The following is an 18,602-nucleotide window of genomic DNA, read 5'->3' as shown; positions in this document are numbered from 1 at the left end:
AGCTGGATCCCGTCTCCGCCTTCAGGCGTACATGCCCGTACTGGAGGCTGATGTGGCCCGGACAACTTTGTCCACAGGTCTGTGCACGGCCCTTGACGTGATCTCCGGTCATTGTCACATTCATCAGTGTCAACTTACGGGCACGTACGGCGACCGAGACGGGTGCTGACCATGGCAGGGGACGATTTTCGCGGGTTCAGGGAAGTGCAGCGCCTCGCCTACGAGTGCGCGGAGACCGTCGCCGCACAGCTGCGGCCCGGGATGACCGAGCGCGAGGCCGCGCGGATGCAACGGGAGTGGCTGCGCGAGCGCGGGGTGCGCGACTGGTTCCATCTGCCCTTCGCCTGGTTCGGGGACCGCACCGCCTTCGTGAATTTCAGGATCCCGCTGCAGTTCTTCCCGACCAACCGGAAGCTGGAGCCGGGGATGCCCTTCATCCTCGACATGGCTCCGGTCTACAAGGGCTACGCGGCCGACATCGGCTACTCGGGCAGTCTCGGGCTCAATCCGGTGCAGGACCGGCTCATGTCGGATCTGCGCGCACACCGCACGCTGATCCTGGAGCAGGTGCGGGAGCGCCGCTCGCTGCGCGAGATCTACGAGAACGTCGAGCGGCTCATGAACCGTCAGGGGTACGCCAACCGGCACCGCGCCTACCCCTTCGGCGTGATCGCGCACAAGATCGACCGGGTCAAGGAGCGACGCTGGTCGCCGACTGCCTTCGGGTTCGGCACCCAGTCCCTCAAGGGGCTGGCCTCCGACGCCCTGCACGGGCACCGTGAGGGCTGGTCCCCGCTGTGGAGCCCGTACCACTTCTCCGATCACCCGCCGCAGCCCGGCCTGTGGGCGGTGGAGCCGCATCTGGGCTTCCGGGGAACCGGCGCGAAGTTCGAGGAGATCCTGGTGGTCACCGACTCCCGGGATCCCGAGGAGAAAGCGTTCTGGCTGGACGACGATCTGCCGCACGTGCGGCGCTGGGCTGAGGAGAAGGCGGCATGAGCGGCATGAACGAGGCAGGTACGACGGGGCTCGGGGGTTCGCGCGAGCGCTGGGTGCGCACCGGCGGGGTCGAGCTGTGCGTCGTCGAGCTCGGCGAGACCGACCGGCCCACCGTGGTCCTGGTGCACGGCTACCCGGACAGCAAGGAGGTCTGGTCGGAGGTCGCCGAGCGGCTGGCGGCCCGCTTCCACGTGGTCCTCTACGACGTACGCGGCCACGGGCGCTCGACCGCGCCGCAGCCGCTGCGCGGCGGCTTCACCCTGGAGAAGCTCACCGACGATTTCCTCGCGGTGGCGGACGCGGTCAGCCCGGACCGGCCGGTCCACCTGGTCGGCCACGACTGGGGCTCCGTACAGGGCTGGGAGTTCGCCACGGTCGCCCGCACCGAAGGCCGGATCGCCTCCTTCACCTCGATGTCCGGCCCCTCCCTGGACCACTTCGGGCACTGGATCAACAAGCGCATAGCGCGGCCCACCCCGCGCCGGGCGGCGCAACTGCTCGGCCAGGGCGCCAAGTCCTGGTACGTGTACATGCTGCACACGCCCGTGCTGCCAGAGCTTGCCTGGCGCGGGCCGCTCGGCAAGCGGTGGCCGGCCATCCTCCAGCGCATCGAGAAGGTACCGGCCGGCTCCTACCCGACGGCATCGCTGCCTTCGGACGCTGCCCACGGCGCCTGGCTCTACCGCGACAACGTGCGGCCCCGCCTGCGCCGGCCGCGCACCGACGCGTACGCACACGTACCGGTGCAGCTGATCACCCCGACCGGGGACGCCTTCCTGTCGGAGCGGCTCTACGACGACCTGGAGCGGTGGGCCCCGGACCTGGTGCGCCGCACGCTGCCCGCCAAGCACTGGGTGCCCCGGACCCGGCCCGACCAGCTGGCCGCTTGGATCACCGAGTTCGTCACCACCCGGGAGGAGCCCGCCACGCGGGCACCGGAGCAGAAGGCCCCGGGCAGGTACGCCGACCGCTTCGGCGGCCAGCTGGTCCTGGTCACCGGCGCGGCGAGCGGCATCGGCCGGGCCACCGCCTTCGCGTTCGCCGAGGCCGGTGCCCGGGTGGTGGCCGTGGACCGGGACGCCGAAGGCGCGGCGCGTACGGCGGACATGGCCCGGCTGGTCGGCGCTCCCGAGGCCTGGGGCGAGTGCGTGGACGTCAGCGACGAGCAGGCGATGGAGAAGCTCGCGGCGAAGGTCGCCGCGGAGTACGGAATCGTGGACGTCCTGGTCAACAACGCCGGGATCGGCCTGTCAGGGGCATTCCTCGACACCACTGCCGAGGACTGGAAGAAGGTCCTCGACGTCAACCTGTGGGGCGTCATCCACGGCTGCCGGATCTTCGGGAAGCAGATGGCCGAGCGCGGCCAGGGCGGCCACATCGTCAACACCGCCTCCGCCGCCGCCTACCTGCCGTCCAGGACTCTGCCCGCCTACAGCACCTCGAAGGCCGCGGTGCTGATGCTGTCGGAGTGCCTGCGCGCGGAACTGGCGTCGAAGTCGATCGGCGTCTCCGCAATCTGTCCGGGCATCGTCAACACCAACATCACCGCGACCTCGCGGTTCGCCGGGGTGGACGAGGCCGAGGAGAAGCGCCGACAGGAACGCTCCTCGCGGCTCTACGGGATGCGCAACTTCCCGCCGGAGAAGGTCGCCGACGCGATCCTGCGGGCCGTGGTGCGCAACGAGGCCGTGGTCCCGGTGACTCCGGAGTCCAAGGGCGCCCTGTGGATGTCCCGGTTCGCCCCGCGCACCCTGCGGCGCCTGGCGAAGCTGGAGCCCAAGCTATGAGCGGGAGCGGGACCTCGTACGTCATCGGTCCGCGCCGGGTGGCCTTCGACTGGAAGTCCACCCCGCTGCACTGGATACCCGACGAGCCCACCGCCACCCACGTCATCAACGTGCTGCACCTGCTGCTGCCCGCGGGGGAGCGGTGGTTCGTGAAGGTGTTCAAGGAGGGCCTGCCCCTGGTCACCGACCCCGAACTGCGCAAGGACGTCAAGGGGTTCATGGGCCAGGAGGCCACGCACAGCGTGCAGCACTCCTACGTACTGGACCACCTCGCGGAGCAGCGGCTGCCGACGGCGGCGTACACGAGGCAGGTGGACTTCCTCTTCGAGAAGCTGCTCGGGGAGACCCCGCCGTTCGGGGCGCCCATCACGGCGCAGGAGTGGCTGCGCTTCCGGCTCGCGCTGGTCGCCGCCATCGAGCAGTTCACGGCGGTCCTCGGGGACTGGGTGCTGCGCGCCGAGGGGCTGGACCGGGCCGGAGCGGACGAGGTCATGCTGGACCTGCTGCGCTGGCACGGCGCGGAGGAGGTGGAACACCGCTCCGTCGCCTTCGACATGTACCAGCACTGCGGGGGAGCGGGCCTGCCCCGGTACGCGCGGCGCATCGAGGGGATGGTCGTGGTCGCGCCCGTCCTGGCCTGGCTGTGGGTGTGGGGGGCTTCGTACCTCATACGCAACGACCCGGAATTGGGCGGCCGGCTGCGCTATTCGCTCCGTGCGCACAACCGGGCCGTGACCAAGGGGCTGCTGCCCACGTGGAGAGAGCTCGGCACGGCCATACCCCGCTACTTCCGGCGGTCGTACCATCCCTCGCAGGAGGGCTCGCTGCGCAGGGCGGTCGAGTACCTTGCGGCTTCACCTGCCGCCCGGGCCGCAGCGGGCGCGGTCGGCAGAGCCGCGATGTCGTAGGGAGCCGGGATTGTCCGATCAGGCGGTAGCCGAGTACCGGATCGAGGATCTGGCGCACCACAGCGGGGCGACGGTGCGCACGATCAGGGCGTACCAGGACCGGGGTCTGCTGCCGAAGCCGGAACGGCGGGGCCGCTCGAACGTCTACCGGGACACGCACCTGGCGCGGCTGCGCCAGATCGCGGACCTGCTGGACCGCGGCTACACCCTGGCCTCCATCAAGGAGCTGCTGGAGGCCTGGGACGCCGGGCGCGGGCTGGGCGGCGTCCTGGGGCTGGTCGCCGAGGTGCACGGGCCGTGGACCGACGAGGAGGCGGCCCGGATCAGCCGGGAGGAACTGAACGAGCGCTTCGGCGGCAAGCCCGACGACGACGCCGTGCACGAGGCGTGCGAGCTGGGGGTGCTGGAGCGGATTCCGGGGCGGCCGGACCAGTTCCTCGTGCCCTCGCCACAGGAGCTGGCGGTGGCCGCCGAGCTGTACGCGGCCGGGGTGCCGCTGTCGGCGATCACCGGGCACCTGCGGGAACTGCGCGGTCAGGTGGAGCACATCGCCTCGCGGTTCCTGGAGTTCACCACCGAGCACGTCTTCGCGCGCTACCTCGGGCAGGTTCCGCCGACGGACGCGGACGCGGCGGAGGCGGCGACGATGGTGCGGCGGCTGCGGCCGCTGGCACAGCAGACCGTGGACGCGGAGCTGGCGCGGGCCATGCGGCTGTTCGCCACCCGGCATCTGCAGCGGCACCTGGGGGCGGCCGGGTCACCGCAGCCTTCGGGCCCGTCGCCGGTGGCCCTGCCGGCCGGGACGGTGCGGGCAGTGCAGGAACTGGTGGGCGCCGATCATGTGGCGGAGTTCGTCCGGGCCGCGACGGAGCGGGAGCTCCAGGCCCGGACGATGAACGATCTGGCGCGCCGCGCGGACGGGTAGCGCGACGGGAGGCTGCGGGCCGTGGCCGGTCGGTAGTCCACAGGGCGGATCACTCGTTTGCCGTCAAAACCCGCCCAAACGGCTGTGGACAAGTCCCGTTCGCCTGTGGGCAACGAGGGTCCCGTCTCAGCCGATGGTCTCGTACGCCGCCTTGGTGGCCGCCGCGCCGTCCACCGGGCCGGTCTCGGTCAGGGTCTCCACCGGCACGGGCTTCACGGACCGGGAGGAGCCGTACAGCAGGCCGGCGAGGACCAGGCCGAGGATCCCACCGGCCAGCTGGGCCGCGACGAACCCGGGGAGCGACTCCGGAGCGATCCCGGTGAAGGAGTCGCTGAAGCTGCGCCCGATGGTGCCGGCCGGGTTGGCGAACGACCCGGAGGAGGTGAACCAGATCGCGGCGGCGATGTACGCGGCGACCGCGGCCGGGATGAGCCTCGGGCGCCCGATGCGTCCGAGGCCCTGGATGACGAGGACGAGTCCCGCGGTGGCCACGACCTCACCGACGAGCAGGTGGCCTCCTTCGCGGACCTGGGTGGCGAAGGTGCCCGGGGTCCGGCCGAACATGGCCTCCGCGAGGACGGCGCCTCCGATGGCTCCGGCCGTCTGGGCGGCGGTGTAGACCAGCGCCTCCCGGCCGTCGAGCCCCTCCCCACCGGTACGCCGGGACCACCAGGCGGTGAAGGTGACCACCGGGTTGAGATGCGCGCCGGACAGCGGCCCGAAGAGGGTGATGATCAGCCCGAGGCCGATGGCGGAGGCGATCGAGTTCGCGATGAGGGCGACGCCGGTGTCGCGGCTGAGCTCGGCGGCCTGGATTCCGGAGCCGATCACGACCACGAGCAGGCCGGCGGTACCGATCAGTTCGGCAGCCGCACGGCGTGGCAGTGAGGTATGGGCTGTCATGGTTTCTCCCCCTGGGCAGAAGTGGCAGCGGAAAATGTATTCCGTATCTTGAAATGGCGACAGAGGGTGTCCAAGACCGCCGGGCCTGCGAAAAATCCCTGCCGGAACGCCCCCTGACCGGGCACGCTGGGGTCATGGACGACAGACGCACCGTGAAGGTGTCCAAATACGTCTCGAAACACCTGCGGCATCAGCCGGAACGGATCGGACTGGTGCTCGATCCCCACGGCTGGGTGGAGATCGACGACCTGCTGCGCGCGGCGGCCGCCCATGGTTTCGCCTTCAGCCGCGCCGAGCTCGACCACGTCGTGGCCGCCAACGACAAGCAGCGGTTCGCCGTCGACGGCACCCGGATCCGTGCAAGCCAGGGCCACACGGTCGCCGTGGACCTGGATCTCCCGGAGGCCGAGCCGCCCGCGTACCTCTACCACGGCACCGTCGCCGCCGCCCTGGACGCGATCCGCGCCGAGGGCCTGCGCCCGATGGCCCGCCACCACGTGCACCTGTCCCCCGACCGGGAGACCGCGACCCGGGTCGGCGCGCGCCGCGGCCGGCCCGTCGTGCTCAGCGTGGACGCTGGGGCGATGCGCGCCGCCGGGCACGTCTTCCGGATCAGTGCCAACGGGGTGTGGCTGGTGGACGCCGTGCCGCCGCAGTTCCTGCGCCTCCCGTAGCAATTCCCGCGTGCTTGCCGGGTGCTTCGGGTGCTTCCCGGGCCCGTCCCTGGTGCTTCCCGGGCACGGGAATTCGCTCAGAGATTGTCGGACCATCCCCCTAATCTGTTCCCCACTCCGGGATCCGTGAGGGGGGGACCTCGCGATCGCCGAACCATCCCCGTATGCACGCGAGGTGACGCCCTATGACGTCCACACCCCACAGCTTCCAGGTCGATCTGCGCGGCCTGGTCGACCTGCTCTCCCACCACCTGTACTCCAGCCCGCGCGTCTACGTCCGCGAGCTCCTGCAGAACGCGGTGGACGCCGTCACCGCCCGCCGGGCCCTCGACCCCGAGGCCGAGATCCGCATCCGGCTGTCCACGTCGGACGGCCGGGTCACCATCGAGGACAGCGGCATCGGCCTGACCGCCACCGAGGCCCACTCCTTCCTCGCCACCATCGGCCGCAGCTCCAAGCGCGGCGGCGAAGGTACCGCTGAAGAGATCAGCGGCCTGGAGGCCACCCGCCAGGAGTTCCTCGGCCAGTTCGGCATCGGGCTGCTCGCGTGCTTCGTCGTGGCCCGCCAGATCCGCGTCGTCACCCGCTCCGCGCGCGATCCCCAGGCAGCGCCGGTGGAATGGCTGGCCACGGACGACGGTTCGTACACCGTGCGCGAACTGCCCCACGAGGCACGTCCGGAGCCTGGTACCACCGTCGTCCTGGAGGGCCGCCCGGGCGCCGCCGAGTGGACCGTCCCGGCCAAGGTCGAGCAACTGGCCCGCGACTACGGCTCCCTCCTGCCCTACGACATCACCTTCGACGACGGCGAGGGCGGCGAGCCGCGCCCCGTCACCGACCGGCCCGCCGTGTGGGACCGGTCCTTCCCCACCCCCGCCGCCCGGCGCGTCGCACTCGCCGGGCACTGCGCGCAGCTCTTCGGTTTCACCCCGCTCGACAGCATCGACCTGGACCTGCCGGTCGCCGGCGTGCGCGGAGTCGCGTACGTCCTGCCCGAGCCGACCAGCCCCGCCCACCGCGCCGGACACCGCGTCCACCTCAAGGGCATGCTGCTGACCGACCGGGCCGACAACCTGCTGCCGGACTGGGCGTTCTTCGTCCGCGCCGTCCTGGACACGGACACGCTGCGGCCCACCGCCTCACGCGAGAACCTGTACGACGACGAGACCCTGGCCGCCGTACGGGACGCCCTCGGCGCCCGCGTCCGCGGCTGGCTCGCCGAACTCGCGGCGAGCGAACCGGAGCGGCTGGCCGCCTTCCTGCGCGTCCACCACCTCGGTGTGAAGTCCATGGCCCGGCACGACTCCGAGCTGCTCGGGCTGATGTTGCCGTGGCTGCCGTTCGAGACCAGCGACGGAACGATGAGCCTGGAGCAGTTCGCGGCCGCCCACCGCGACGTCCACTTCACGCGCACGGTCGAGGAGTTCCGCCAGATCGCACCGATCGCCGCGGCCCACGGCCTCGGCGTCATCAACGCCGGCTACACCTACGACGCGGATCTGCTGAGCCTGCTGCCGTCCGTACGGCCCGAGCTGAAGGTCACCGAGCTGGACGCCGGAGCCGTCACCGAGCGGCTCGACCCGGTGCCCACCTCCGCAGAGCTGGAGCTCGCCCCCTTCCTCGCCACGGCCCGCACCCGCCTGGAACCCCAGGGCTGCGACGTGGTGCTTCGCGCCTTCCAGCCCGTCTCCGTGCCCGCGCTCTACCTCGACGACCGGCAGGCACGGCAGGAGAGGGACCGGACCGCCGCGCTGGAGAGCGCCGACTCCCTGTGGAGCGGCATCCTCGGCGCGTTGCGCGGCTCCGCACCCCGCGCCCGCCTGGTCCTCAACCACAACAACCCGCTGATCCGCCGGATCTCCGCACTCCCCGACGAGGCGCTGACCGGCACCGCCGTCGAATCGCTCTACGGACAGGCCCTGCTGATGTCCCAGCGGCCGCTGCGTCCGGCCGACTCCACCCTGCTCAACCGTGCCTTCCTCGGGCTCCTGGAATGGGCGACCCACCCCACCGAGTCCTCGGAGGAGCAGAAGTGACCACACCTGCACACCAGGAGATCGAGCGGGGACTGGCGGAGAACCGCGAAGCGCCGGGCGGGGCCGCGCGCAACGCGCACGCCGAGGCCCTGGTCGCCGCCGCCGAGACGAGCGGTGACCGGGCGCTGTTCCGGGAGACCCTGGACAACTTGATCAACGCCTACCTGTGGAGCTCCGAGTCCTCGAAGCTGCTGGTGCCCTTCGCCCGGCTTCTCCAGGAGTACGACAAGGACCCCGGTGCCTTCTCCGAATGGGACGCGCACTCGCTGTTCTGGCAGTTCAAATGGGTGGCCACAGCCATCGCCGACTCCCCCGGGGTCCCCTTGGAGTCGGCCACCGGCTGGCTGGACGAGATGGAGCGCCGCTACCGGATCGCGGGCTACAGCGAGCGGCCCGTACGCGAGGCCGAGCTGTGGCTCGCCGACGCGATCGGCGACGACGAGCGGGCCGAGCGCGCCTTCACGCGCTGGCTGACGGCCGAGCGCGACGACATGAGCGACTGCCAGGCCTGCGAGCTTAACGGCCAGGGTCAGTACGCCGTCCTGCGCGGCGACGACGCCGAGGCCCTGGAGATCTGGAAGCCGGTGCTGGCGGGCGAGCGGACCTGCGCCGAGGAACCGCACCGGGTACTGGCCACCTCCCTGCTGCCGTTGCTGCGACTCGGACGGAGCGCCGAGGCCCGCTCGAACCACCTGCGCGGCTACCGCCTGGCCCGCGGCAACGACAGCCTGCTGCCGACCGTCGGCAAGCACATCGAGTTCTGCGCGCTCACCGGCAACGAGTCACGCGGCCTGGAGATCCTTGCCGAACACGCCTCCCACGTCGGCCCGCTCGCCAACGTCGACGACCAGCTGGCCTTCCACAGCGGCATCCTCGTGCTGCTGCGCCGGCTGATGGAGCTGGGGCACGGCCAGATCCCGGCCGTCCCCTACGACGGCACGCCCCACACAGTCTCCGAGCTGTACGAGGTCCTGCGCGCGGGCGCGCTCGACATCGCCCGGCAGTTCGACGCGCGCAACGGGACCACCCGGGTCTCGGAGCGGTTCCTGGCTCGGATCGGTCGGGAGCCGCTGGTCGGCGCGCTGCCGCTGGGCGTGCGCAGTGCGGCGCTGCCGCAGACGGCTGCCGCTGTTCCCGGGCCCGTACCCGTGTCCACCGCTTCGGCTGCCGGGTTCGCCGAACTGGTGGAGCGGGCCCGGCACGCCCGGGACCTGGGACATCCGGCTGCGGACGCGCTGTGGGCCGAGGTGGCCGTACGGGTGGACGCGCAGCCGGAGCCCGATCCGCTGGTCGCGGCCGATCTGGCGGACCACCGGGCACTGGCCGCCGCGCGGAGCGGGGCCTCGGAGGCGCCGGAGCTGCTGAGTGCGGTCCGGGAGGGCTACCGGGCACTCGGCCGGGCGGAGCGCGCGGCACTGGCCGAGCTGCGGTTGGCGAGTGTGGCCGCACGGTCCGGGGCCGCGCCCGCCGAGATCAGGAGGCTGCTGGGGGTGGCCGTACGGGCCGCCGAGGCGCTCGACCCCGCCGAACCGCTGCGGACGAGGAGGATCGCGCTCGCGGAGCTGTCGGTGATCCGTGTGGAGTCGTACCTGCGCTCGGCCGAGGCGGCCGAGCGGGACGCGCACGACCACGACCACGACCATGACCACGAACACGGTCACGGCGAACTCGCCGCCGAGCTGGCCGCCTTCGTCGCCGCCTACGAGGACACGCTGGCCGACCTGGCGGCGGAGGCCGAGGAGATGCTCGGTCGGGTCGCGCTGTCCCAGGGCGACCCGGAGCGGGCCGTGGCCATGCTGGCGGCGGCCGCGGCTCGGGCGGTCGGGGCGGGCAGGCCGTGGCAGGCGGTGGACCCGCAGGTGCTGCGGGCCGGGGTGCTGATGTCGCTGGACCGGCCTGAGGAGGCGGAGGAAGCGGCGCGTTCCGCGCTGGAGCACGCCCCCGAGGTGACCGACTCCGAGGTTCAGGGCGTCGTACGGCTGACCCTCGCGGACATCCTGGTGCGGCGGGAGGGCGCGGCGGAGGAGGCCGCCGGGCATGCTCTGGCGGGAGCCCACTGGTTCGACCAGGCGGGCCTCACGGCCGACGGCGGGGCGCAGGCCCGGCTGGTCCTGGCACGGGCGTATGCGCAGGACCGCCGGGCCGCCGAGGCGGCGGAGGTCCTGCAGTCGGCTCTGCCGGATCTGCTGGAACACGGTGAGGAGCAGGCCGTTTCCGGCCGGGAGTTCCTGGGTGATCTGCTGCGGCAGCTGAACGAGCTGCGGCCGGCGGCGGAACAGTTCCTGCTGGCGGCGGAGACGGCCAAGGGTTGGGAGGACCCGCGGCCGCAGGCGAGGCTCGCGCAGTCGGCCGCCGACACCCTGTCCGACGCCGGGCTGACCGCGGAGGCGGTCGCCGCCTACGAGCGGGCCGTGGAGCTGCACCGCCTGACGGGCGGGGCCCCGGTCGCCGAGGTGCGTGCCCTGCGGTCCCTGGCCTGGCTGGGACTGCGCGAGGAGGTCACCGACCAGGCCGTGGCGCGGGCCCGGGTCCTGATGGACGAGGCCGCCGGGGTACTGGAGACCGCCCTGGCGGCGGATCCCGGGGCTCCCGAGCTGCAGTCCGAACTCGCCCAGACCTGGCACCAGCTGGCGCAGGTCCTCGACCGGCGCGTCAGCGTGCAGACGGAATCGTTCGACGACGAGCAGGACGAGGGTGAGGACGAGGACGGTACGGGCGGCGGTTCAACCTCATCGGCGCAGTCGCTGAGCGAGGCGGAGATCGAGGCGCTGCGCCTGGAGGAGATCGAGCTCTGGGACCGGGCTGGCGCGGTCTACGCGGAGCTCGGCCCGGACCATCTGCGGGACCGGTTCCAGTGCCTGAACAACGCCGTCTGGACGGAGCAGGAGCGGGGCCGCGCGGACGCGGGCGCCGCCCGCATCTCCGCGCTGATCGACGAGGTCAGAGCACTGCCGGAGGGCGCCGCGCCCGACTGGCTCCTGCCGTCCGCCGAGCGTCTGTACAGCCAGCTGACGGCCTGAGCCCGCCGCTGCCGTCGGTCGTCGCCGCTCCCCGTCCAGGGCAGCGGCGACGACCCCGGGATCAGTTGTCCAGCTGGGCCAGGGCCTCCACGGCGATCTTCTCGAAGACCGACTCGTCCGCGGCGAAGTCGGAGTCCGGGATGGGCGCGTGGATCACCAGCTCGGTGAAGCCCAGCTCGCGGTGACGGCCCGCGAAGTCGACGAACGCGTCCACGGATTCCAGCATGGTGCTGCGTTCGGGCGTGAAGCCGGTCAGCAAGACCTTCTCCATCGGCTCGAACTCCCGCCCGATCTCGGCGAAAGCCGTCTCCAGCCCTCCGATCTGCCGGCGCAGGGCCTCCAGTGACTGCTCGGGCGTGCCGTCCTCGAAAATCTTCGGATCGCCCGCAGTCACCCAGGCCTGGCCGTGGCGGGCGGCGAGCCGCAGGCCGCGCGGTCCGGTGGCGGCGACGGCGAGCGGCAGTCGCGGCCGCTGCACACAGCCGGGGATGTTGCGGGCCTCCTCGGCGGAGTAGAAGGTGCCCTGCGAGCTCACCGCGCCCTCGGTCAGCAGCTGGTCCAGCAGCGGTACGAACTCGGCGAAGCGGTCGGCCCGCTCACGCGGTGACCAGGGCTCCTGACCCAGTGCGGTCGCGTCGAAACCGTTGCCGCCCGCGCCGATGCCGAGGGTGACACGACCGCCGGAGACGTCGTCCAGGGAGATGAGGTCCTTGGCCAGGGTCACCGGATGGCGGAAGTTCGGCGAGGTGACCAGCGTCCCCAGGCGCATCCTCTCGGTGGCCCCGGCCGCCGCGGTCAGGGTGGGCACCGCGCCGAACCACGGCCCGTCGCGGAAGCTCCGCCAGGACAGGTGGTCATAGGTGTAGGCGGTGTGGAACCCGAGCGTCTCCGCCCGTACCCACTGGTCACGACCCCCTTCATGCCATCGACGTACCGGGAGGATCACCGTGCTCAGACTCAGACTCATGCGTTCGAGCGTACGGTGGCCTTCGTGTTTCACGTGAAACATCGCCATCCAACCGATGTTTCACGTGAAACATCGGGCCTCCGCACGGGACGGGCCGCACATGGTCCGGCCGTCCGCGGGCGATGGGCGAAGATGGAGCCGTGACCTCGGCTCCCCAGTGCCCGGACGGGCCCACCCCCATGCCCCGGCTCATCGCCACCGACCTCGACGGCACCCTGCTGCGCGACGACAAGTCCGTCTCGCCCCGCACGGTCGCCGCTCTCGCCGCCGCCGAGGAGGCCGGTATCGAGGTCTTCTTCGTCACCGGACGCCCGGCCCGCTGGATGGGTGTGGTCAGCGACCACGTCCACGGCCACGGCCTCGCTATCTGCGCGAATGGCGCGGCGGTCGTCGACCTCCATGCCGGTCGGGAATTCGTGCAGGTCAGAGCCCTCCCGAGAGCTGCGGCACTCGCCGTCGTGGACGCTCTGCGAACCGCTGCGCCGGGCACCTCCTTCGCGGTCGAGCTGACCACCGGCATCAACTACGAGCCGACGTACCCGCCGGTCTTCCAGGACCCGGGCGCCAACGTCGCCACGGCCGAGAAACTGCTGCACGAGGACACGGACGAAAGCACCGCACCCGTGCTCAAGCTGCTCGCGCACCACGCCGAGCTGGCCCCGGACGAGTTCCTGGCCCTGGCCCGCTCCACCGCCGGCGACCTCGCCTCGATCACCCGCTCCAGCCCCACCTCCCTGCTGGAGATCAGCGGACAGGGCGTCTCCAAGGCGAGCACCCTGGCGATGTGCTGCGCCGAGCGCGGCATCTCCCCCGCCGAGGTCGTCGCCTTCGGGGACATGCCGAACGACGTGGAGATGCTCAGCTGGGCGGGCACCTCATACGCGATGGGCAATGCCCATCCGGACGTGATCGCGGCCGCATCGGGCCGTACGACCGCCAACAACGAGGACGGCGTCGCCGTCGTCATCGAGCACATCGTCGCCGACCGGATCGCACAGCGGCTGCTCTGAGGCAGCCGCTGCTCCAGAGAAAAACGCTGGGACGCCTTAGAGCGGGGCCTCCCACACCAGGGTGGTCCCGCCGCCGCCGTCACCGATGCCCGGGCCGTACGAGCTCGCGCCGCCCAGCGCCTCTGCCCGCCGGCGCAGATTCCGCAGCCCGCTGCGCCGTCCGCCGTCGGGGATGCCCACCCCGTCGTCGGCGACCTCCAGCCGGACCCCGGGGCGTCCGTCCGCCAGTTTGATCGTGGAGTCCACGACCACCTCGATCCGGGACGCGTCGGCATGGCGGAACGCGTTGGACAGCGCCTCGCGCAGCGCGGCGATCAGGTTCTTGCCCACCAGTTCGCCGACGACCGCGTCGAGGGGGCCGAGGAAGCGGTGCGCGGGCTTGAAGCCCAGCGGCACGGCAGCCATGTTGATCTCCCGCAGCACCCGGGTGCGCAGCCCCGAGGGTGCCTCCGCGGGACCCTGCTGGAGCGCGAAGATAGCGGTGCGGATCTCCTGGATCGTCACGTCCAGCTCGTCCACGGCCTTGCCGACCCCGTCACGGACCTCGGGGACGATGGACCGGCGCTGGGCACCCTCCAGCATCATCCCGGTGGCGAACAGCCGCTGGATGACCAGGTCGTGCAGGTCTCGGGCGATCCGGTCGCGGTCCTCGAACACGGCGAGCCGCTCCCGGTCGCGCTGTGCCTCGGCCATCATCAGGGCGAGCGCGGCCTGGGAGGCGAACTGCGTTGCCAGGGTCCGCTCGGCCTCGGTGAAGGGGCGCTTGCCGCGGGCCCGGGGGGTGACCAGGGCGCCCAGCACCCGCCCGCCGCTCTGCAGCGGAAGCATCATGCAGGGCCCGTACTGGCTGGTGAGCTTGCTGACCATGCGGGGGTCGGACGCGGCGTCGTCCACGAATACGGGCTCGCCCTGCAGCAGCCTGTCCATCACCGGGCTCTCCGCGGGGATCACCACACCGAGCGAGGTGGCCGGGTTCTCGGCGGAGACGGCGACGATCTCCATCCCGCCGTCCTCGGTCGGCAGCATCACGATGCCGGCGGAGGAGTCGGCCAGGTGACGGGCCTGCTCGGCCACCACGGCGAGGGCGTCGTCCGCGTCCCCGCCGGACAGCAGGGCGGTGGTGACGGCCACCGAGCCGTCGATCCAGCGCTCGCGCTGAGTGGCGGCCTCGTACAACCGGGCATTGCCGATGGCGATGCCCGCCTCGGTGGCCAGCACCCGGACCATGTGGACGTCGTAGTCGTTGAACGCGCCGCCGCCGTCCTTCTCGGCGAGGTACAGATTGCCGAAGATCTCCCCCTGCACCCGGATCGGGACACCGAGGAAGGTCTTCATGGGCGGATGGTGCGGAGGGAAGCCCGCCGAACGCGGATCCTTCGTCAGATCGTCGAGCTGCACGGTGTCGGAGTGCGAGATCAACGCTCCCAGAAGGCCCCGCTTCCCGTCCGGACGGTGCCCGATCTTCCGGGCCAGCTCGGAGCTGATCCCGTACGTCACGAAGTCCGAAAGCCCACGGCCCTCGGTGTCGACGACCCCGATCGCCGCGTAACGGGCGTTCGCGAGCTCGGCCGCGGTCTCGCAGATGCGGTCCAGCGTGGAGTGCAGCTCAAGCCCGGTCCCGACCGACCTCATGGCCTCCAGCAGTTGCGGTACCCGGGCCGTGAGCTCGGTGGACAGGCCTTGCAGACTCCTGGCGGCCTGGGTGGCGGCCACCAGCGGGTCCGGGGTTCCAGGCGACGGTTCCTGCGGTTCCTGCGGCTGCGACTCCTGCAGTGACATGCCCTTGAGACTAGTTAGTCCCCTTTAGCGGGGAAAGTCGGCCTGGAGAAAGTCGGCCACGGTCCCGTCCGCTTCCCGTTCCCGCTCCAGCAGCCGCCGCAGCGGCCCCTCGGTCGCGGCCAGCTCCGCGTACGCCCCGCGCTGGACGACCTCTCCGCCGTCGAGCACGAGCACCTCGTCAACCGCCTCCAGGCCGGCCAGCCGGTGGGTGATCAGCACGGTGGTCCGGCCCTCGGTCGCTTCCAGCAGGTCCGCCGTCAGCGCGTCCGCCGTGGCCAGGTCCAGGTGTTCGGCCGGCTCGTCCAGCACCAGTACGGGGAAGTCCGCGAGCAGCGCCCGGGCCAGGGCCAGGCGCTGGCGCTGGCCGCCGGAGATCCTCTCGCCGTGCTCGCCGACCAGCGTGTCCAGCCCGTCCGGCAGTCCGTCGGCCCACTCCAGCAGCCGCGCCGCGGCCAGGGCTTCCCGCAGCTCCTCCTCGCTCGCTCCGGTCCGGGCCAGCCGCAGGTTCTCCCGTACCGAACTGTCGAAGAGGTGCGCGTCCTGGGCGCAGAGCCCGACGAGCGCGCGGACGTCGTCACCGTCGAGCGTGCGGGTGTCGGTCCCGCCCAGGGTGTACGCGCCCTCGTGCGGGTCCAGGAACCGCAGCAGGACCTGGGCCAGTGTGGTCTTGCCGGAGCCCGAGGGGCCGACGACGGCGACGCGTCGGCCGGCCTCCAAGGTCAGGTCCAGGCCCCGCAGCGCGTCGCGTTCCTGGCCCGGGTGGCGGGCGGTGAGCCCCGTCAACCGCAGGGGGAAGGGCGAGCCGGGCGCCGCGGCGGGCTGCTCCGGCTCGGCGACGGGAACCGGGGAGTCGATGACCTCGTAGACCCGCTCGGCGCTGCGGCGCACCCGCTGGCGGTACTGGCCGGCGAGCGGAAGGCCGTTGACCGCTTCGAACGCGGCGAGCGGCGTCAGCACGGCGACGGCCATGGCCACCCCGGACAGCCGTCCCTCGTGGACCGCGTCCGCCGCAGCGGCCGCGGCCGCCACGACGGTCAGCCCGCACACCAGGGCGGACAGCCCGCCACCCAGACCACCCGCGGCGGCTCCGCGCGCGGCGATGCGCGTCAGTACGCCGTCGCTCTCCCGGGCCCTGCCCTTGCGGTCCTCCAGCGCCCCGGCGACGGTCAGCTCCGCGGTACCGGTGAGCAGATCGGCCACCCGTGTGGCGAGTTCACCCCGGGCGGGCGCGAGCCGTCGCTCGGCGCGCCGGGAGCATGCCCCGCTCACCAGCGGCACGCCGATGCCGGCGACGAGCAGACCGACGGCGAGGGCGGCTCCGGCCTCCGGCAGCAGCCAGACGGTGAAGGCGACCGAGCCGGTGCCGACGAGCACCGCGGTGCCGACGGGCAGCAGCCAGCGCAGCCAATAGTCCTGGAGTGCGTCGGCGTCGGCCACCAGCCGGGCCAGCAGATCCCCGCGCCGGTGCTCGCGCAGCCCGGCGGGGGCGATGCGCTCAAGCCGCCGGTACACGGAGACCCTCAGGTCGGCAAGCATCCGCAGCACGGCGTCGTGCGAGACGAGCCGCTCGGCGTACCGGAAGACGGCCCGCCCCATCCCGAAGGCCCGGGTGGCGGTGACCGCCACCATCAGATAGAGCACGGGCGGCTGTTCGGAGGCCCGTGAGATCAGCCAGCCGGACACCGCCATCAGCCCGACGCTGCACCCGACGGCCAGCGCCCCGAGGAGCAGTCCGAGCCTGAAGCGCCCTTGCCAGGCCTTGGCCACCGCGCGTACCCGGCGCAGCGGATCGGCTCCGCCCGAGTCGTTCCCGCCACCGGCCCGCGCCCGCTCGGGCGCGGCTCCGAGGATCCACTCCCCGCCGTCGGAGGCGGCACGGCCCGGGGCCTCGGCCCGGGCGGCGGCGGGGCGGGGGAGCGGCCTCGCAACGGCGGGCAGCGCCGCACCGCCGCCGCCCTCGGCCAACGGGACCACCCGGTCGGCGACGGCGAGCAGCGCCGGCCGGTGCACGACCAGCAGCACGGTCCGGCCCACGGCGAGCCGCCGGACTGCGTCCACCACCCCGGCCTCGGTCTCGCCGTCCAGCGCAGCGGTCGGCTCGTCCAGCAGCAGCACGGGCCGGTCCGCCAGGAACGCCCGCGCCAGGGCCAGCCGCTGGCGCTGACCGGCGGACAGTCCCACGCCGCCCTCGCCCAGGGGGGTCTCCACCCCGCGCGGCAGCGCCGTCACGAACTCCCAGGCCCCGGCGTCCTTCAATGCCCGGGCCACCTCCGCCTCGGAGGCCGCTGCCCGGGCCAGCCGTACGTTCTCCCCGATCGTTCCGGCGAACAGGTGCGGGCGTTGCGGTACCCAGGCGATCTGCTCCCGCCACTGCTCCTGGGACAGTTCTGCCAGGTCCACGCCGGCCACCCGTACCCGCCCCGCGGTCGGTACCACGAACCCCAGCAGCACCTGGAGCAGTGTTGACTTCCCGGCTCCGCTCGGTCCGGTGAGGGCCACGCACTCCCCCGGTTCGACGGTCAGCGAGACCGGCCCGGGCGAGTCCTGGCCCCGGCCCTCGTACCGGACGCGGACGCCGTCGATCTCGATGCGCAAGGGAGCGCCGCTCGGCAGCCGGGCCCCGCCGGCCGGACGCGCGACGGGGGTCTCCAGCACCTCGAAGATCTCCTCCGCGGCGGCCAGCCCCTCGGCGGCCGCGTGGTACTGCGCGCCGACCTGCCGCAACGGCAGGTACGCCTCGGGCGCCAGGATCAGGATGACCAGTCCCGTGTAGAGGTCGAGTTCCCCGTGGACCAGCCGCATGCCGATGGTCACCGCCACCAGCGCCACCGAGAGGGTCGCCAGCAGCTCCAGGGCGAAGGAGGAGAGGAAGGCGATGCGCAGGGTCCGCATCGTCGCGCGCCGGTAGTCGTCGGTGATCTTGCGGATGGACTCGACCTGGGCCTTGGCCCGTCCGAAGACCTTCAGTGTGGGAAGTCCGGCCACCACATCGAGGAAGTGCCCCGACAGGCGCGACAGCAGCCGCCACTGGCGGTCCATCCGGGACTGGGTGGCCATTCCGATGAGGACCATGAACACAGGGATCAGGGGGAGGGTGACCACGATGATGGCCGCCGACACCCAGTCCTCGGTGACGATGCGGGCGAGCACCGCCACCGGCACGACCACCGCGAGCCCCAGCTGGGGGAGGTAACGGGAGAAGTAGTCGTCGAGCGCGTCCACCCCCCGGGTGGCCAGCGCCACCAGTGACCCGGTCCGCTGTCCGGTCAGCCAGCCAGGGCCCAGCTCGGCGGCCCGGTCCAGCAGCCTGCCGCGCAGTTCCGACTTGACCGCCGCACCGGCCCGGTGCGCGGCCAGCTCCGTGAGCCAGGCGATCAGGCCGCGGCCCAGTGCCACCGCCGCGAGCAACAGCAGGGGCGTCCGCAGCTCCGCCCCGCCGAGCCCTTCCTCGAAGGCGCCGACCACGATCTCGGCGATGAGCATCGCCTGACCCACGACCAGCCCCGCCCCGGCGAGGCCCAGCGTCACCACCGCCCCCAGGAAGAGGCGGGTGGAACGGGCGTACCGAAGCAGGCGCGGGTCGATCGGTTTCAC

General features: G+C 72.3%; 12 protein-coding genes. 8 read left to right on the top strand and 4 right to left on the bottom strand.

The window, feature by feature from the left end; translation table 11 throughout:
- Nucleotides 1-171 precede the first annotated feature (171 nt).
- From ACGFYQ_RS16745 to ACGFYQ_RS16730, 4 genes are read left to right on the top strand one after another with little or no spacing between them, the layout of a single operon-like run.
- Nucleotides 172-999: a M24 family metallopeptidase gene (locus ACGFYQ_RS16745; protein WP_393744416.1), complete on the top strand. Its 828-nt coding sequence runs from the start codon at nt 172-174 to the stop codon at nt 997-999.
- Nucleotides 996-2,786, top strand: a complete 1,791-nt coding sequence (locus tag ACGFYQ_RS16740) for an SDR family oxidoreductase (RefSeq protein ID WP_393744414.1) — start codon at nt 996-998, stop codon at nt 2,784-2,786. The genes ACGFYQ_RS16745 and ACGFYQ_RS16740 overlap by 4 nt, the downstream gene beginning before the upstream one ends.
- Nucleotides 2,783-3,694 (top strand): metal-dependent hydrolase, encoded by a 912-nt coding sequence (locus ACGFYQ_RS16735; protein ID WP_393744412.1) that lies wholly within the window; start codon nt 2,783-2,785, stop codon nt 3,692-3,694. The genes ACGFYQ_RS16740 and ACGFYQ_RS16735 overlap by 4 nt, the downstream gene beginning before the upstream one ends.
- Nucleotides 3,695-3,704: 10 nt before the next feature.
- On the top strand, nt 3,705-4,619 hold the full coding sequence (locus tag ACGFYQ_RS16730) for a MerR family transcriptional regulator (protein WP_393744410.1): 915 nt from the start codon (nt 3,705-3,707) through the stop codon (nt 4,617-4,619).
- Nucleotides 4,620-4,745: 126 nt separating this feature from the next.
- On the opposite strand, the gene ACGFYQ_RS16725 is transcribed toward ACGFYQ_RS16730, so the two are convergent.
- Nucleotides 4,746-5,522, bottom strand: coding sequence for an aquaporin (locus ACGFYQ_RS16725; RefSeq protein WP_393744408.1), 777 nt, complete (start codon nt 5,520-5,522; stop codon nt 4,746-4,748).
- Between the two features lie 134 nt (nt 5,523-5,656).
- Here ACGFYQ_RS16725 and ACGFYQ_RS16720 point away from each other — a divergent pair, with 134 nt between their 5' ends.
- From ACGFYQ_RS16720 to ACGFYQ_RS16710, 3 genes are all read left to right on the top strand, one after another.
- Complete coding sequence (locus tag ACGFYQ_RS16720; RefSeq protein WP_393744406.1) at nt 5,657-6,196, top strand: RNA 2'-phosphotransferase; 540 nt, start codon at nt 5,657-5,659, stop codon at nt 6,194-6,196.
- 185 nt (nt 6,197-6,381) lie between these two features.
- Nucleotides 6,382-8,232, top strand: a complete 1,851-nt coding sequence (locus tag ACGFYQ_RS16715; protein ID WP_393744404.1) for an HSP90 family protein — start codon at nt 6,382-6,384, stop codon at nt 8,230-8,232.
- Nucleotides 8,229-11,252, top strand: coding sequence for a tetratricopeptide repeat protein (locus ACGFYQ_RS16710; protein WP_393744402.1), 3,024 nt, complete (start codon nt 8,229-8,231; stop codon nt 11,250-11,252). Before ACGFYQ_RS16715 ends, ACGFYQ_RS16710 begins: the two co-directional genes overlap by 4 nt.
- A 61-nt stretch (nt 11,253-11,313) precedes the next feature.
- Here the strand turns inward: ACGFYQ_RS16710 and ACGFYQ_RS16705 are convergent, their stop codons facing one another.
- Nucleotides 11,314-12,219 carry an LLM class flavin-dependent oxidoreductase gene (locus ACGFYQ_RS16705; protein ID WP_393744400.1) on the bottom strand — a complete coding sequence of 302 codons (906 nt, stop codon included), beginning with the start codon at nt 12,217-12,219 and terminating at the stop codon, nt 11,314-11,316.
- Nucleotides 12,220-12,341: 122 nt separating this feature from the next.
- Here ACGFYQ_RS16705 and ACGFYQ_RS16700 point away from each other — a divergent pair, with 122 nt between their 5' ends.
- Nucleotides 12,342-13,229, top strand: coding sequence for a Cof-type HAD-IIB family hydrolase (locus ACGFYQ_RS16700; protein ID WP_393744398.1), 888 nt, complete (start codon nt 12,342-12,344; stop codon nt 13,227-13,229).
- A gap of 36 nt (nt 13,230-13,265) precedes the next feature.
- Here the strand turns inward: ACGFYQ_RS16700 and ACGFYQ_RS16695 are convergent, their stop codons facing one another.
- Entirely contained in the window at nt 13,266-15,008 is a 1,743-nt protein-coding gene (locus ACGFYQ_RS16695) for a GAF domain-containing sensor histidine kinase (RefSeq protein WP_393744396.1), read from the bottom strand.
- Between the two features lie 24 nt (nt 15,009-15,032).
- Nucleotides 15,033-18,602, bottom strand: coding sequence for a thiol reductant ABC exporter subunit CydD (cydD, locus tag ACGFYQ_RS16690; protein ID WP_393744394.1), 3,570 nt, complete (start codon nt 18,600-18,602; stop codon nt 15,033-15,035).

It is taken from the genome of Streptomyces sp. NPDC048258 (genome assembly GCF_043201995.1).
In the GTDB taxonomy this organism is placed as follows: domain Bacteria; phylum Actinomycetota; class Actinomycetes; order Streptomycetales; family Streptomycetaceae; genus Streptomyces.
Note: the sequence above shows the minus strand (reverse complement) of the source record. Positions and strands in the feature narration are given on the sequence as shown.